Raw genomic sequence first — 15,604 nt, forward strand, 5'->3', positions numbered from 1 at the left:
TCGCTGCCTACGCACCGAGCGCCTGCTCGCAGATTTGTTGGGCCCGGGCATAGTCTTTCGCGATATCGACCGCCAGCCCTTCGCAGAACGCCGTCAGTGCCGGGGTCTGCCGGGCCTCGTGGGTGATGTAGCCAAACGGGCGGTACGGCCCAGGCAGGCGAAACGGCAGAATCGCATAGCCGCCAGATTCCACCAGGTTCCCCGCAATCAGGTCGGGCAGCACGGTGAGCATATCGGAGTTTTCCATCACCGCATGCATGGCGCTGGCCGAATTGCTTTCGAACGCGGGCAGATCGATGTAGTCCACGCCGACGGCGGTGAGGGCGAGACGCGTGTCGCGGTTCAGCAGGCTGTCGCGGGCATGGGTGATCCAGCGCGCCTGTGACAGCAATTGCGGGGTGATGTGCGGGACGTCGAGCAGCGGGTGCCCGATCCGCCCCACGATCACATTCTCGCCGCGGGTTAGCCGCTCGACGATCAGGTTCGGGATGCCCTCGATGACATCGACCGGCGCCATGATCAGGTCGAGATTGCCTTCCACCAGCTGGGTCAGGAGTGCGGGCGCGTACCCGTTTTGCAGCACGATCCTGATTTCGGGGAAACGCTGCAGCCAGGATGCAATGAAGCTCGATGCCACCCGGTGGCTGTGAAATGGTGGTGCGCCGATGCGCAGTTCGCCCTGTTCACCTGCCGCCACACGCTCGGCCAGTTCGGATATCTGATTGGTCGCGGCACGGATCGAGCGTCCGTAGCTGGCAAGTTCCGTCCCGAGGGCCGTCGGCGTGACCGGATTACGCCGTGAGGCAAAGATCGGTGCACCGATTCGCACCTCAAGTGCGCTGGCCATGCGGCTGAGCGCCGGCTGGCTGGTGTTCAGTCGTTCGGCAGCCAGGGTAAAGGACCCGCAGTCGAGAATTTCAGTCAGTTGAATGAGATGCTTGGGATCAATAGACATATCTGATTGATATGATGACATGATCTATCATGATTTTTCAATAATTTGTGTCTGGGATAACCTGTCAGCAACAGAGGCCGGGAATACCGGTCCCATGAATAACAAAGGGAGATGACAATGCGTATTGTACTTAACCTTGCATTCGCATCCGCTGTGGTCGCCGCGATGATATCGCTGCCCGGACAAGCGCACGCGAAAACCCGTATTCTGACCAACTGCTTCTGGGCACCGCAGCACTATATGTGCACCAAGGTGCTGCCGACCTGGGGCGAATGGGTCGAGGAAGCGACGGACGGTCGCGTGTCGATACAGATTCCGCCGAAGTCCCTGGCGTCACCGCCGGAGCAGTGGGGCTCGGTCGAGAAGGGCATCGCCGATGCCGCGGTCCAGTTCAATGGCTTCGTCGCCAACCGCGTGACGGGCCCGCTGGTCGCGATGAACCCGTTCGTGGCGAGCGCCGATGCGCCGGCCATGTCGCAGGCGCTTTGGGAGACCTACCAGAAGTACTTCCCGGACGAGTATAAGGGTGTTCATGCCTTGTCGATGTGGGTGATCACGCCCGCCGAGGTCTACAGCCAGAACGACACGCCGATCAATTCGATCGACGACCTCAAGTCGCGCAAGATCTGGGCGCTGCCCGGCACGGTTGCGAACCTGATGAAGAAGGTTGGTGTCGGTGTTGTGGCCGGTCCGGCCGTGCAGGCCAACGAGGTCATCTCGCGTGGCGTGGTGGACGGTCATATCGGGCTCAGCCCGGTGTCGATCGCCGCGTTCCAGCTCGGGCCGTACACCAAGTCGATGACCCAGTTCAAAACCCGTATCTACTCGACCAGCTTCTCCTTCGTGATCAACGAGAAGAAATGGGCCGAGATTTCGCCGGAAGACCAGGCGGCCATCACGGCGGTCAGCGGTCCGAAGTTCGGTCGCATGGCGGCCCAGTTCTGGGTCGACGGTGACAAGGCGGCACTCGAAAAGTTCAGAAACGAGTGGAACATTTCGATTCATGACGCCGACCCGGCATTCGAGGCGGCGTTGACGGAGCAGTCGAAGTTTCTAACCGCGGGCTGGATCAAGAAAGCCACGGACAAGGGCATCGACGGTCAGGCTGCCTATGATTTCTACGTCAGCCGCGTCAATGAGTTATCGAAGCTCTAGGCTGAAGCCCGGGACGACATCCTGAATCGGGGAGGGTACGCCATGCAGTCCGTCGCGCGCGCCGTGTTGCCGCGTATCCTCTCGGTTCTGGAGGCTTTTTCGGCCACCCTCTTGTTCATCATGATGGCGTTGACCTTCGTCGACGTCATCGGACGTTACGTCTTCACCGCGCCGATCTTTGGCGCGGCGGAAATGATCCAGTTTCTGCTCGCCATGACGATCTTCGGCGGGCTGAGCCTGATCAACGCCCATGACAGCCACATCACGGTCGAACTTTTCGAGCCGTGGCTGCTGAAGCGGTTTCCCCGCCTGCAACCGATTCTCGTCCAGACATTCTCCGTCGGCGTCATGTCGATCATCGCCTGGCAGCTGACGATCTTCGCCATAGAGGCCCATGAAATCGGTAGCTTCACCGTCGTGCTTGAGTGGCCGCTGGTGGTGGTCGCCGGGACGGTTGCCGGGCTCTCCGTGATCAGTCTGATCGTCCAGATACTCGGCTTGTTTCTGCAGGGCGACCCGGAGTGGCGTGGCGAGCACGGAGATCCGCTGTGAGCACCGCGTTAATCGGCTTCGGCATACTTCTGCTTCTGTGTTTCTTCGGGTTCCGCGTCGGTTTCGCGACCCTGCTTGTCGGGCTCGTCGGGTTCGCGCTCGAGCGTGGCTGGTCGCCGGCCCTGTCCATGACGGGTCAGCAGATCATGGACGACGCGATGTCCTACAATCTGAGCGTCATCCCGTTGTTCATCCTGATGGGCGTATTCATCTACCGGGCGGACCTTTCGAAAGACCTCTACACGGCAGCCTATTCCGGGCTCGGGCGTTTTCGTGGCGGACTCGCGCTCTCGACGGTCGTCGCCTGTGCCGGCTTCTCGGCGGTGTCGGGGTCGTCTGTCGCCACAGCGGCGACCATGACCCGCGTGGCCATGGGGCCAATGCGCAGATACCGCTATCACGACAGCCTGTCGTCCGGGACGATTGCCGCAGGTGGCACATTGGGCATCATGATTCCGCCATCGGTCCCGCTGGTGATCTTCGGCATCGTTGCCGAGCAGGACATCGGCAAGCTGTTCATCGCCGGAGTTCTGCCGGGCATCCTTCTTGTCGCGCTGTTCATGGGGGCCGTCGCGGTTGTCGTGCGGTTGAACCCCGAAGCGGGTCCGGCGGGCGAACCCCTCGATCCGGAAGAGGCGCGACGGGCACAACGCGCCGTCTGGCCGGTGCTGGCACTGTTTGTGCTGGTGCTCGGCGGAATCTACGGCAAGATATTCACCCCGACCGAAGCCTCGGGTATCGGCGCGGTGGGGGCCGCAGCGATTGCCTTCATGCGCGGCCATTTGCGTAACCTGACGGAGTGGCGTGACGCGCTGGTCGAGGCGACCCGGACCACGGCGACGCTGTTTATCGTCATCTTCGGCGCTCTGGTGTTTGCCCAGTTCATCAACTTGTCGGGGCTACCCTATGACCTCGTCGATATTGTCGACGATTTCGAACTTACCGGCACCCAGATCGTCATCTTCGTCATGTTCATCGCTGTCCTGATGGGAATGGTCTTTGAGTCCATCGGCATCCTGCTGCTGCTGGTGCCTGTCTTTCTGCCGTCGTTGTTTGCGGCGGGTGTGGACATGATCTGGTTCGGTATTCTCGTGGTCCTCGTGACCGAGTTGGGGCTGATCACACCGCCGATCGGGATGAATGTCTTCGTCGTGCGGTCTGTCATGCCGGACATCAGGCTTGGGCATATTTTCAAAGGTGTCGTGGCGTTTATCGTCGCGGATGTAATTGCACTGGTGCTGGTTTTCTGGCTGCCGGAAATCGCCACCTTCCTGCCGAAACTCATGGAGTAGCGGACGCCCGTCCGCAGGAGATTGCTATGGGCAAAATGAAGAATGTTCTCTGGATCATGGCCGACCAGCTGCGTTGGGATTACCTGTCCTGCTACGGCCATCCCCATCTGGAGACGCCGCATATCGACCGTCTCGCGTCGCGCGGCGTTCGATTCAACAAGGCCTATGTGCAGTCGCCGATCTGCGGCCCTTCGCGGATGAGTTTCTACACCGGTCGCTATGTGCGCAGCCACGGCGCCACCTGGAACGGTTTTCCCCTGCGGGTCGGCGAGCCAACCCTGGGCGATCATCTGCGCGAACTCGGCGCGGAATGCGCGCTGGTCGGCAAGACCCACATGATTCCGGATACGGAAGGCATGAAGCGGCTGGGCATCGATCCGGAATCCATCATCGGCGTGCACACGGCCGAATGCGGGTTCACGCCGTTCGAGCGCGATGACGGCATGCACCCGGAGGGCTACTACGACGTCAATCCCAACTATGACCAGTATCTGCGCGACCAGGGGCTGGGCGGTGATAATCCGTGGGAGGAATGGGCCAACTCGGCTGAGGACGAGGATGGCGCGCTCCTGTCCGGCTGGCTTATGGAGAACTCGAACAAGCCTGCGCGGGTGCCGGAAGAGCATTCCGAAACGCCCTATATGACCACCCGCGGGATCGAGTTCATGGAGCAGGCGGGCGACACGCCCTGGCTCTGCCACCTCTCTTACATCAAGCCCCACTGGCCCTATATCGTGCCGCCTCCCTATCACGACATGTACGGGCCCGATGACGTCATCGCGCCTGTGCGGTCCAACGCTGAGCGGATGACCGACCACCCCGTCTATAGGGCATGGCAAAACCATCGGGTCTGCAAGGCCTTCTCCCGTGACGAGGTGCGTGAGCGGGTGATCCCGGCCTATATGGGGCTGATCAAACAGCTCGACGATCAGATGGGGCGTCTGTTCGCTTATCTGGAAGAAAGCGGGCGCATGGATGACACCATGGTCGTGATGTCGTCTGATCATGGCGACTATCTGGGTGACCACTGGCTCGGCGAAAAGGATCTCTTCCATGACGCCTCGGCCCGCATTCCGCTGATCATCTACGATCCGCGCGAAGAGGCCGACGCGACGCGTGGAACGACGTCGGATGCCCTGGTCGAGGGAATCGATCTGGCCCCGACCTTCGTCGAGTTGATGGGTGGCGAGGCAAAGCCGCACATCATGGAAGGCCGCTCGCTGGTCCCCATTCTCGAAGGACGCAAGACCGAATGGCGCAAATACGCGATCTCCGAATATGACTATGCGACCCGTCAGTCACGCACCGAGCTCGAAATCGATCAGGCTGATGCCCGTCTGCTGATGATTTTCGACGGGCGCTGGAAATACATCCTGGCCGAGGGTTTCCGGCCGTTGCTGTTCGACCTCGAGAGCGATCCCGACGAGCTCGTCGATCTCGGTACCGAGCCGGAGCATGAGGCTGTTCGAACGGAACTGCATGAGGCGCTGTTTGCATGGGCGCGCCGGCACCACACCCGGATTACGCGTGCACCACAACAGATCGAACGCATGGCCGCCGGTGGCGAGCCGCCGGGCATCCAGATAGGCTTCTGGGACGAGGAAGAACTCCGCGAGTCCGGACGCAAGAGTGTCCACCCGCCGGTCAACCTGGATAAATAACCCGTCTAGTACGGAATCTTGATCTCGGACTTCGCCCAGGCGTCGAACGCCGCGATGGACTCGTCGTGCAGCAGCTGTTCGGTGGGGATGCTGCGATCGCTGATCGGCTTGGGAATTTCGCGGTAGAGAAAATCGTCGTCGAAATCGATTTTTGCAGCGTCGGTCTTGGTGTTGCCGTAGAAAATCCGGTCGAGGCGGGCCCAGTAGATGGCGCTCAGGCACATGGGGCAGGGCTCGCAGCTCGTGTAAACGACGCAGCCCTCAAGGTTGAATGTTCCCAACCGTTCGCAGGCCTGCCGGATGGCGACGACTTCCGCATGCGCGGTCGGATCGTTCGAACTCGTGACCTGATTGGTGCCTTCGCCGATGATCTCGCCGTCGCGCACGATCACGGCGCCGAAGGGGCCGCCGGTGCCGGTGTCGACATTCTTTTGCGACAGGGCGATGGCCGCCCGCATGAAGCTTTCGTGATCCGTATCGGCGTCCATACCCGGTCTGTCCTCTGAAGGCGCCGCGCCTGTATTTGCGCGCGGGCACTATTGACTGGCTGTCCCATGGTATCACGCGCCCCGGTTTGGGCCAGTGTTGGTGCATTTATCTCACCGGGGTCGCCATCTGGTTGCGTGCGCGATAATCTGACTTGTTTGTTCCGTTCGTGACGAGGAGTCACCGGCGGAATCAGTGCGAAACTGAGGTCGAAAGTGGCGATCAATTTTATACTGAACGGCGAAGCGCGCACGGAGACATCGGTCTCTCCGACCCGCACGGTGCTGGAATATCTGCGCGAGGATGCGGGCCTCACGGGCACAAAGGAGGGCTGCGCGGAAGGTGACTGCGGCGCCTGCTCGATTGTCATGGTGCGCAATGGCGCCGACAGGGTCGAGGCGGTGAATTCCTGCCTTCTGACCATGGGCCAACTGGACGGCACGCGCCTCGCCACGGTGGAAGGCCTGTCGGACAAGGGCGGCGAACTGGAGGCGGTTCAGGCGGCGATCGTCGACGAGGACGGTACCCAGTGCGGCTTCTGTACGCCGGGTTTCGTCATGGCGCTGCACGCGTTGCGCCACTCGGGCGAACGCGTCTCGGATGAAGTTGTTCACGATGCCCTGGCCGGCAATCTATGCCGGTGCACGGGCTACCGGTCGATCGTCGCCGCCGCCCATGCCGCGGCGTCGGGAAAAGTCGAAGACCCGGCGATCACGACGGCGCCGGAACCCGAGGCCGGCGAACTCTATGAGGCGCGGGGACAGTCATTTGTGGCGCCGAAAAGCCTGGAGGCGCTCGTGGCGGCACGGGTTGAGCATCCCGACGCCCCGCTGCTGTCGGGCGGAACGGATTTGGGTCTCAGCTTCGCCAAGGATCGCAAGAGGTTTCCTGTCACGATCTTCACCCAGAATGTCGCTGAACTGAAACTTATCGACGAAGACGATGCCGCCATCACCCTGGGTGCGGCTGTTACCTATTCCGAGGCCATGGCACGGATCGAGGACCTGTATCCGTCCTTCGCGGTGCTGATCCACCGGATCGGATCGCGACAGATCAGGAATGTGGGAACCTTCGGCGGGAACATCGGCAACGCCTCGCCCATCGGCGATACGCCGCCCTGCCTGATCGCGCTCGATACCAGCCTCACCCTGCAGGGTCCGAACGGGGATCGCGAAATATCACTCGAGGATTTCTTCCTCGATTACCGCAAGACCGATCTGGCCAAGGACGAGGTTATTGCATCGCTTACCATCCCGAAGCTGGGGGCTGATCAGGTCTTCCGCAGCTACAAGGTTTCCAAACGCTACGATCAGGATATCTCCGCTGTCGTCGGCGCGTTCCGGCTGACCATCTCCGGCGGCATCGTCACCGAGGCGCGCATTGCGTTTGGCGGCATGGCGGCAACACCGAAGCGTGCACCCCGGTGCGAGGCCGCGCTTGTCGGGCAGCCATGGTCCGAGGAAGCTGCCGCGCGCGCCGGTGCGGCGGTGGGTGAAGATTTCCAGCCGATCGACGATCACCGGGCGACCGCGGATTATCGGGTGCGTGTCGCCGCAAACCTGTTTGTGCGCCTGCATCGCGATCTCGAAGGCGCCGAAGATATCGAGGTGACCACGTTATGAACGCAGACGGCGATATTCGGGGCGCGGTTCATAGCAGCGTTCGTCATGACAGCGCCCGTGGGCATGTGTCGGGACTGGCGCGTTACATCGACGATATGCCGCTCCTGCCCGGTACCCAGGAGATCGTGCTGGTCACATCGCCACACGCCCATGCCCGTATTGTCTCGGTCGATGTGTCGGCTGCGCGGAACATGGACGGTGTGCGCGGCATCGCGACCGCTGCCGATATTCCGGGGCACAATGACATCGGGCCCATCTTCGAGGGTGAGCCGGTACTGGCCGACGGCATCGCGGATTATGCCGGCGCGCCGGTCGTGGCCGTGGCGGCGGACACCTATGACCAGGCGCGCGCGGCCGCCGCAAAAGTGGTGGTCGAGTATGAAGAGCTGACGCCGGTCCTCGATATCGAGGACGCGCTGGAACGCGAGCAATATACCTATCCGCCGCAAATCATGACCTATGGCGATCCCGATGCGGCGATTGCGGCCGCACCCCGGCGGATCAAGGGCGAGCTGCGCTGCGGCGGCCAGGATCATTTCTATCTCGAGAGCAACATTGCGCTGGCGGTGCCCCGTGACGATGGTGACCTCGATATCTACAGCTCGACCCAGCACCCGAGCGAGGTCCAGCACGGGGTGGCGCACACGCTGGGTGTTCAGACGAACGCCGTGACGGTCGAGGTGCGTCGTATGGGTGGCGGTTTCGGCGGCAAGGAAAGCCAGCCCACGATCATCGCCGCCATCGCCGCGCTCATGGCGGACATCACCGGCCGTCCCGCCAAGCTCCGCTTGCGCCGCGACGACGACATGATCGTCACCGGCAAGCGTCATGACTTCCTGTACCGCTACGAGGCCGGGTTCGACGAGACGGGCCGGATCGAAGGCGTCGATATCCTGATGGGGATGCGTTCGGGCAATGTGGCAGACCTCAGCCCCGGCGTGCTCGCCCGTGCGCTGTGCCATGCGGACAATTGCTATTACCTGCCGAACGCCCGCCTGAGCGGCTATCCCTGCAAGACCAACACGGTGTCGAATACCGCGTTCCGCGGTTTCGGCGGCCCCCAGGGGATGATCGTGATCGAGACGATGCTGGAGCATGTCGCGCGCGAACTCGGGATGACCCTCGATGAGGTGCGGGCGATCAACTACTACGGCACCGACGACCGCAATGTGACGCCGTACCAGCAGACGGTGAAGGACAACATCATCGTGCCGCTGGTCGATCGGCTGCGGGCGGAGGTCGATTTCGACGGCATGTCGAAGGCGGTCGATGATTTCAATGCGAGCCATACGACCCTGAAGAAGGGCCTCGCCCTGATGCCGGTGAAGTTCGGTATCTCGTTCAACACACCCAAGCTGAACCAGGCCGGCGCGCTGGTGCATGTCTATGCCGACGGCAGCGTCCATCTGAACCATGGCGGCACCGAGATGGGGCAGGGGCTGTTCACCAAGGTGGCGCAGGTCGTCGCGTCGGTGTTCCAGATTGACCTCGACAACATCAAGATTTCCGCGACCCGCACGGACAAGGTGCCCAACACGTCGGCGACGGCGGCCTCGTCCGGATCCGATCTCAACGGCATGGCGGCATTCAATGCCGCGAACACGATCAAGGAACGGATGACCGGCGTCGCGGCGGAAATTTTCGATACCGACGCCGACCAGATCGACTTCCGCCAGAACCGTGTCTATGCCGGCAACGAAAGCCTGTCCTTCGGGGAGTTGGCGGAAGAGACGTATAATCGCCGTATCCAGCTTTCCGCCGCCGGCTTCTATTCAACGCCGGGCCTGCACTGGGATGCCAAGTCCCTGATCGGCAATCCGTTCTATTATTTCACTTATGGGGCCGCGATCACCGAGGTTGTGATCGATACCCTGACCGGGGAGAGCCGGGTGCTGCGGGCCGACATGCTGCAGGATTGCGGCAACTCCCTGAACCCGGCGATCGACATCGGCCAGATCGAGGGTGCCTTCGTGCAGGGGCAGGGCTGGCTGACGTCCGAGGAACTGGTCTGGAACGACAAGGGCCAGCTGCTCACGCATGGGCCGTCGACCTACAAGATTCCCGGAAGTCGCGATGTGCCGCCCGTGTTCAACGTCCATATTCTCGAAGACGCGCCGAACCGGGTGCCGACGGTGTTCCATTCCAAGGCCGTCGGGGAGCCGCCGCTGATGCTGGCAATTTCGGTCTGGCTGGCGATCCGCGATGCGGTCTCGCGCATCGCTGATCACCGCCTGCTGCCGAAACTGGATGCGCCGGCCACGCCGGAGGCGATCCTGATGGCGGTCGAGGATATTCGGTCCCGCAATACCGGTTGAGCAGCCCTGGCTGACCGGGCCGTTTTGGCCGTTTCTTCGCAGTTGCAGCAAAGTTTCTCGCCACGAACCGGGTTTTCGTGCTAACGCGTGCCCATATTGTCCGGCCGCCCTCGATGGCGGCGCTTTTTTTGGGTTTATCCAGATGTCCGCTTCCGCAGAGAAAATTCGCAATATCGCGATCGTCGCCCATGTCGATCATGGCAAGACGACGCTTGTCGATCAGTTGCTCCGCCAGTCCGGCACCATCGTCACCCATGGTGACGCGGTGGCGCGCGAGCGGGTGATGGATTCCAACGATCTCGAGCGCGAGCGCGGCATTACCATCCTGTCGAAGAACACGGCCATCGACTGGGACGGCTGGCGCATCAACATCGTCGACACCCCGGGCCATGCCGATTTCGGCGGCGGGGTCGAACGCGTGCTGTCGATGGTGGATTCGGTGCTGTTGCTGGTCGATGCCGTCGAGGGACCGATGCCGCAGACGGCCTTCGTCACCCGCAAGGCGCTCGAAGCGGGCCTGAAGCCGGTGGTCGTCGTCAACAAGGTCGACCGCACCGGCGCACGGCCCGACTGGGCCGTCGACCAGACATTCGATCTGTTTGACCGGCTCGGCGCCACCGACGAGCAGCTCGATTTCACCACCGTGTTCGCCTCGGCGATTGAAGGCTGGGCGTCCGAGGCGTCGGATGTCCGCGGTGACGACATGAATATCCTGTTTCAGACCATCGTCGAACAGGTGGACCCGCCGGCGGTCGACCGGGACGGGCCGTTTCAGCTCCAGGTCTCGGCACTCGACTATTCATCCTATGTGGGCGTGATCGGGATCGGGCGCATCGCGCGCGGCCATGTCCGCCGCAACGCGACAGTCACGGTCGTCGGTGCGGACGGCGCGCAACGACAGGGGAAATTGCTTCAGGTGCTCGGTTTTCATGGGCTCGATCGGGTCGAGCATGAAGAGGCGTCGGCCGGCGATATCATCGCTTTTTCCGGCCTCGACAAGCTGAATATTTCCGACACGCTCTGCGACACCGAAACGGTCGAGGCGTTGCCGCCCCTGAGTGTGGACCAGCCGACGATCTCGATGACATTCCAGGTGAATGATTCTCCCTTCGCTGGACAGGACGGGAAGTATGTCACCAGCCGCAACATCCGCGACCGCCTGCAGGAAGAGCTGCTCCACAATGTGGCGCTTCGCGTCGAGGATACCGACAGCGCCGATCGCTTCAAGGTGTCGGGGCGCGGCGAGCTGCATCTGTCGATCCTGATCGAGAATATGCGCCGCGAGGGCTACGAATTGGCGATTTCACGGCCCGAGGTCATCACCCATATGGTCGATGGGGTGGTCCATGAGCCGTGGGAGACCCTGACCGTCGATATCGAGGAAGAGCATCAGGGCGCGGTGATGGAACTGCTCGGCACCCGCAAGGCCGAGCTCAAGAACATGGCGCCCGACGGCAACGGCCGTGTGCGGCTCGACTATCTGGTGCCGACCCGCGGCCTGATCGGCATCCGCTCGACGTTCCTGACCCAGACATCCGGCAGCGGGCTGATGTATCACGCCTTCGATCACTACGGTCCTCGCGTCGCGGGCGAACTCGCCCAGCGCCAGCGCGGTGTGCTGGTTGCCACGGATACCGGGATGGCGCGCGCCTACGCGCTGTTCAACCTGCAGGAACGCGGCCAGCTCATGCTCGGCCATGGTGCGCAGGTTTATGAAGGCATGGTGATCGGCATTCACGCGCGGGCCAATGACCTGATGGTCAACCCGCTCAAGGCCAAGCAACTGACCAACATTCGCGCCGCCGGCACCGACGAGAACCTCGTCCTCACGACACCGGTCAAGGTGACGCTGGAATATGCACTCGAATTCATCGACGATGACGAACTGGTCGAGGTGACGCCGGAATCGATCCGGATCCGCAAGCGGTTCCTCAAGGAGCATGAGCGCAAGAAGGCCAGCCGCGCGGCCTGATTTTTGGCGAAAAGGGCTGGCGCAAGACGCGTAAATCTCCACGCGGGATCCATACAAGCGTACCGAAACGCCGCGAATTCCGGGCTTTGGCCCATAATTCAACGAAGTGAAACAAGAGATTACTTGCCAACGGGGCCGATCCGGCCCATCTTCCGCGCAATGAAATCTGCTCTCTGACTTCGAGCGAGCCGAATTCCGCAATTCTGTTGCGGCGATACGACCTCCGGATAAGCAGGCGAAGCTGGTCTCAACTCGCAGACATGGTGTTTGCGTGATTTACGACGATTGGAAAAGTACAAATGCCTACAGGTACCGTAAAGTTCTTCAACACCACCCGTGGTTTTGGTTTCATTGCACCCGACGATGGCGGCAAGGACGTGTTCGTTCACGTGACCGCTGTTGAGCAGGCCGGAATGGGAACCCTGACCGAGGGTCAGAAGGTTAACTTCCAGGTTCAGGACGACCAGCGCGGCCCGAAGGCCGTCGATCTGTCGGCCGCCTAAGTATCTGATGTTCCGGAGGGACCGGGCTTAGGCCCGGTCCGTTCTCCGGACCATTTTCCAGTTCCGGCCGTGACCATGGCCAGATCTGGATCAACAGCACGCCCCGTCGATGCGTTCGTCTTTGATGAACGTGGGCGACGGGTTTCGCGTGCTGTTTTTTGTTCGGGACAACGGTTTGCGCTGTATCTCGAATATGGCGTCGCCACGCCCGGTATGGCGGCCCTGCGTTTGGGCATGCCGCCGGTCCACTCGATGACAATTGATCTCGCCCGCTTTGCCGGCGAACCATGCGTTGGGGTCGTTTGCCCGGGCGATGGCCTGACTCGGGCCTTTCTGGGCATGACACCCCATGCTGACGGCCCATTGATCGATGCGCAATTCAATCGACAATTTGCGTCCTCGGACAATATACATTCAGTGAAATATGTGTGTTGGGCTGTAATTCCTTGAATAAAAAAGATAAACATCCTAGTGAAATACAACTTTAAAGGGTAATGTATGCCAAAAAACAACCATTAAGAGGTGTATATTGTTTATTTTGTTTGGTTAATATCCCCCGAAATAATTGACGGTACCCCCGCACGTCAATATTAGTAAATTGTTAATAAAGAATCGCTGTTGCGCGTGCGGTTGGCCGCATAGCGGACGAGATTCGAATTCGTCCTGGGGGGGGCACATCATGACAACATTGACAACCACATCTCCGACCAGCGGTGGCGCAGTACCGGCAGGCGTCACCGAAATCGGCGGCATTGTCCTGGACATGATCGGCCTCAACGGCGCGCGCGTTGTCAGTCAGCTCTCTGCCAGCAGTCTTTTCGAGGGCTTCTTCTCCGGATCACCCGGGACGATCGGCACCCAGTCCGGATTCGACGCCACCATACTCAACGCGCTCGGCGGCGGTCTTTCCGAGGTGGCGATACGTATTACAGTCCTTGATGGCGATACGGCGCCGGGCAATTTTGACGACGGCCAGAATGACCTGCTCCTGAACGGCGTGAATTTCGGCGACTTCAGTGACGTGGCGACGAACCGGACGTCTGCGGACGGGCTGACCCTGATTTCCAGTGGCACCGGGTTCGGAAACAACACGCTCGATACCGGCTGGTTCTATTCGAATGATGCGACGACCCTGTCGAACTTTTTCAGTTCCCTTTCCGGCGGGGCCGTCGCCTTCCAGCTTTCGGATGTTGACCCGGGCGACAACTTTTTCGATTTCACGGCGGGTGTAGACGGCGGTCTCGTCAATGTCGGCCAACCGCCGAACATCTCGCCGATCATCAGCAGCGTCACCAACAGTGGGCCGGTGGACGAGGGCGATTCGGCGACCGTGACGGTCGTCGCATCCGATCCCGACGCGACCACGGGTGGCCTCACCTACGAGTTTGACATCGACAATGATGGCACATACGACGTGTCGAATTCGACCGGCGTCCTGACGATTCCGTTCGCCGATGACGACCCGACCGCGACGCCATTCGACCTCTCGACCGTGAATGTCCGGGTCAGCGATTCGCGCGGGGGCACGGATACGGATTCGACGACCATCCAGGTCAACAATGTCGCCCCGGTTATTGAAGATGGCGCGGTCGATCTCGGGACCTGGTCGCAAGAGGATTTCAATGCCGGTGCCGGTAACTGGACCGTGTCAGCCGGCGGGGAGACGGTTAACCAGTCGATCAATGGTAACCCGACTGTCTATTACAGCGATGTACCGTTCGCGGGCGACTTCCAGGGCAAGATCACGGTCAACACCACCGGTGACGACGATTTCATCGGTTTTGTGCTGGGCTTCGATGCCGGCGACCTGACGACAAACTCGGCTTCAGACTTCCTCTTGATCGACTGGAAGCAGGGTAACCAATTCTTTGGATCCCAGCTCGGCGAGGCAGGCCTCGCGGTATCCCGCGTCAACGGCCTGACGACCAACAATCAGGATTTCTGGGGTCACAGCGGTGCGGTGACCGAACTCGCCGAAGGCACGACGCTCGGTTCGACCGGCTGGAGCGACCTCGCCACCAACGAGTTCACGTTCAGCTACACCCCCGACAATCTCCAGATTTTCGTCAACGGCACCCTGGAGATCGACATCGATTCTGCCGATTTCGGCGGCGGGCCATTCCCGGCCGGCAGCCTCGGCTTCTATAACTTCTCCCAGGGCAACGTCACCTATTCGACATTCAGCATCGATTCCGTGACCGGCGACGAAGGCACGGCTGTGACCGTGACCAAGGACTTCACGGATGTGGGCGTCAACGATACCCACACGGCGACGATCGACTGGGGCGATGGCACGGTCACGACGGGCACGGTCACCGGTACGCCGGGCGGTTCGGGGACTGTCACCGGCAACCATGTCTATGCCGACAATGGCGAATATGACGTCACGGTGACAGTCACGGATGATGATGGTGGCAGCGATTCCGATACGCTGACGGCGACCATTGGCAACGTCGCTCCGACGGTGACTCTGGGTGCGGTCGATTCGATTGTCGAAGACGGCGTCGCGACCCTGACAGCAACTGTGGCCGACCCGGGTACTGCCGATACCTTCAGGGTGGACATCGACTGGGGTGACGGGAACATCGAGACGATCACGCTGCCGGCCAGCGCGACGGGCTCACAGACCTTCTCCGCGACCCATCAGTATCTCGACGATGACCCGACGGCGACACTTTCGGATACCTACACGATCGACGTGTCGGTTGAAGACGATGACGGCGGCGTGGACAGCGCCTCGACGACCGTGCAGGTCGACAACGTCGCCCCCGAGGTGACGGGCATCGCGCTGACGTCTTCGATTGACGAGGACGACTACGCGACCCTTTCGGGCACGATTGTCGATCCGGGCACGCAGGACACGTTCACGCTGGACCTGGACTGGGGCAACGGCGAGACGAGCAGCATTGCGCTGGGTACATCAGGGCTGAGCGGCGCCGACATCGGCGGTGATCTGGTGACGTGGAACCCGACGACGCGGGAGTTCTCGGTCGATCATCAGTATCTCGACGACAACCCGACGGCGACCCCGTCGGACACCTACGCGGTGACCGGCACGGTGACCGACGACGATGGCGGCGTTGCCTCGATC

The 15,604-nt window shown here is 61.3% G+C and carries 12 protein-coding genes; 9 read left to right on the forward strand and 3 right to left on the reverse strand.

Annotated elements, in window-relative coordinates; translation table 11 throughout:
* Positions 1 to 7 precede the first annotated feature (7 nt).
* Positions 8 to 955, reverse strand: a complete 948-nt coding sequence (locus ABJ363_14635) for a LysR family transcriptional regulator (GenBank protein ID MEP4380233.1) — start codon at positions 953 to 955, stop codon at positions 8 to 10.
* 117 nt (positions 956 to 1,072) lie between these two features.
* Between ABJ363_14635 and dctP the strand changes: the two genes are divergently transcribed.
* The 4 genes from dctP to ABJ363_14655 are packed head-to-tail and all read left to right on the forward strand — an operon-like array spanning position 1,073 to position 5,615.
* On the forward strand, positions 1,073 to 2,110 hold the full coding sequence (dctP, locus tag ABJ363_14640) for a TRAP transporter substrate-binding protein DctP (protein ID MEP4380234.1): 1,038 nt from the start codon (positions 1,073 to 1,075) through the stop codon (positions 2,108 to 2,110).
* A gap of 42 nt (positions 2,111 to 2,152) precedes the next feature.
* Positions 2,153 to 2,662: a TRAP transporter small permease gene (locus ABJ363_14645; GenBank protein MEP4380235.1), complete on the forward strand. Its 510-nt coding sequence runs from the start codon at positions 2,153 to 2,155 to the stop codon at positions 2,660 to 2,662.
* A complete protein-coding gene (locus tag ABJ363_14650; protein ID MEP4380236.1) occupies positions 2,659 to 3,954 on the forward strand; it encodes a TRAP transporter large permease in 1,296 nt (431 codons plus the stop codon). Before ABJ363_14645 ends, ABJ363_14650 begins: the two co-directional genes overlap by 4 nt.
* A 26-nt stretch (positions 3,955 to 3,980) precedes the next feature.
* On the forward strand, positions 3,981 to 5,615 hold the full coding sequence (locus ABJ363_14655) for an alkaline phosphatase family protein (protein ID MEP4380237.1): 1,635 nt from the start codon (positions 3,981 to 3,983) through the stop codon (positions 5,613 to 5,615).
* A 5-nt stretch (positions 5,616 to 5,620) separates the two neighbouring features.
* Here the strand turns inward: ABJ363_14655 and ABJ363_14660 are convergent, their stop codons facing one another.
* Complete coding sequence (locus ABJ363_14660) at positions 5,621 to 6,103, reverse strand: nucleoside deaminase (protein ID MEP4380238.1); 483 nt, start codon at positions 6,101 to 6,103, stop codon at positions 5,621 to 5,623.
* A 213-nt stretch (positions 6,104 to 6,316) separates the two neighbouring features.
* On the opposite strand from ABJ363_14660, the gene xdhA reads away from it, so the two are divergent.
* The 4 genes from xdhA (at position 6,317) to ABJ363_14680 (ending at position 12,513) form a co-directional block, all read left to right on the forward strand.
* Positions 6,317 to 7,723 (forward strand): xanthine dehydrogenase small subunit, encoded by a 1,407-nt coding sequence (gene xdhA, locus ABJ363_14665; protein MEP4380239.1) that lies wholly within the window; start codon positions 6,317 to 6,319, stop codon positions 7,721 to 7,723.
* On the forward strand, positions 7,720 to 10,038 hold the full coding sequence (xdhB, locus tag ABJ363_14670; GenBank protein MEP4380240.1) for a xanthine dehydrogenase molybdopterin binding subunit: 2,319 nt from the start codon (positions 7,720 to 7,722) through the stop codon (positions 10,036 to 10,038). The genes xdhA and xdhB overlap by 4 nt, the downstream gene beginning before the upstream one ends.
* 142 nt (positions 10,039 to 10,180) lie before the next feature.
* Positions 10,181 to 12,010 carry a translational GTPase TypA gene (gene typA / locus ABJ363_14675; protein ID MEP4380241.1) on the forward strand — a complete coding sequence of 610 codons (1,830 nt, stop codon included), beginning with the start codon at positions 10,181 to 10,183 and terminating at the stop codon, positions 12,008 to 12,010.
* Between the two features lie 299 nt (positions 12,011 to 12,309).
* A complete protein-coding gene (locus ABJ363_14680) occupies positions 12,310 to 12,513 on the forward strand; it encodes a cold-shock protein (GenBank protein ID MEP4380242.1) in 204 nt (67 codons plus the stop codon).
* A gap of 90 nt (positions 12,514 to 12,603) precedes the next feature.
* On the opposite strand, the gene ABJ363_14685 is transcribed toward ABJ363_14680, so the two are convergent.
* Entirely contained in the window at positions 12,604 to 12,903 is a 300-nt protein-coding gene (locus tag ABJ363_14685; protein ID MEP4380243.1) for a hypothetical protein, read from the reverse strand.
* Between the two features lie 289 nt (positions 12,904 to 13,192).
* On the opposite strand from ABJ363_14685, the gene ABJ363_14690 reads away from it, so the two are divergent.
* Positions 13,193 to 15,604: PKD domain-containing protein (locus ABJ363_14690; protein MEP4380244.1), on the forward strand; the 2,412-nt coding region annotated here is incomplete at its 3' end.

This window comes from Alphaproteobacteria bacterium (assembly GCA_039980135.1).
Lineage (GTDB): Bacteria > Pseudomonadota > Alphaproteobacteria > UBA6615 > UBA6615 > UBA8079.

What these genes read in the sequence shown, in the direction of transcription:
- ABJ363_14635 (MEP4380233.1), bottom strand. Translation starts at nt 955, where the DNA reads ATGTCTATTGATCCCAAGCATCTCATTCAACTGACTGAAATTCTCGAC.
- dctP (MEP4380234.1), top strand. Translation starts at nt 1,073, where the DNA reads ATGCGTATTGTACTTAACCTTGCATTCGCATCCGCTGTGGTCGCCGCG.
- ABJ363_14645 (MEP4380235.1), top strand. Translation starts at nt 2,153, where the DNA reads ATGCAGTCCGTCGCGCGCGCCGTGTTGCCGCGTATCCTCTCGGTTCTG.
- ABJ363_14655 (MEP4380237.1), top strand. Translation starts at nt 3,981, where the DNA reads ATGGGCAAAATGAAGAATGTTCTCTGGATCATGGCCGACCAGCTGCGT.
- ABJ363_14660 (MEP4380238.1), bottom strand. Translation starts at nt 6,103, where the DNA reads ATGGACGCCGATACGGATCACGAAAGCTTCATGCGGGCGGCCATCGCC.
- xdhB (MEP4380240.1), top strand. Translation starts at nt 7,720, where the DNA reads ATGAACGCAGACGGCGATATTCGGGGCGCGGTTCATAGCAGCGTTCGT.
- typA (MEP4380241.1), top strand. Translation starts at nt 10,181, where the DNA reads ATGTCCGCTTCCGCAGAGAAAATTCGCAATATCGCGATCGTCGCCCAT.
- ABJ363_14680 (MEP4380242.1), top strand. Translation starts at nt 12,310, where the DNA reads ATGCCTACAGGTACCGTAAAGTTCTTCAACACCACCCGTGGTTTTGGT.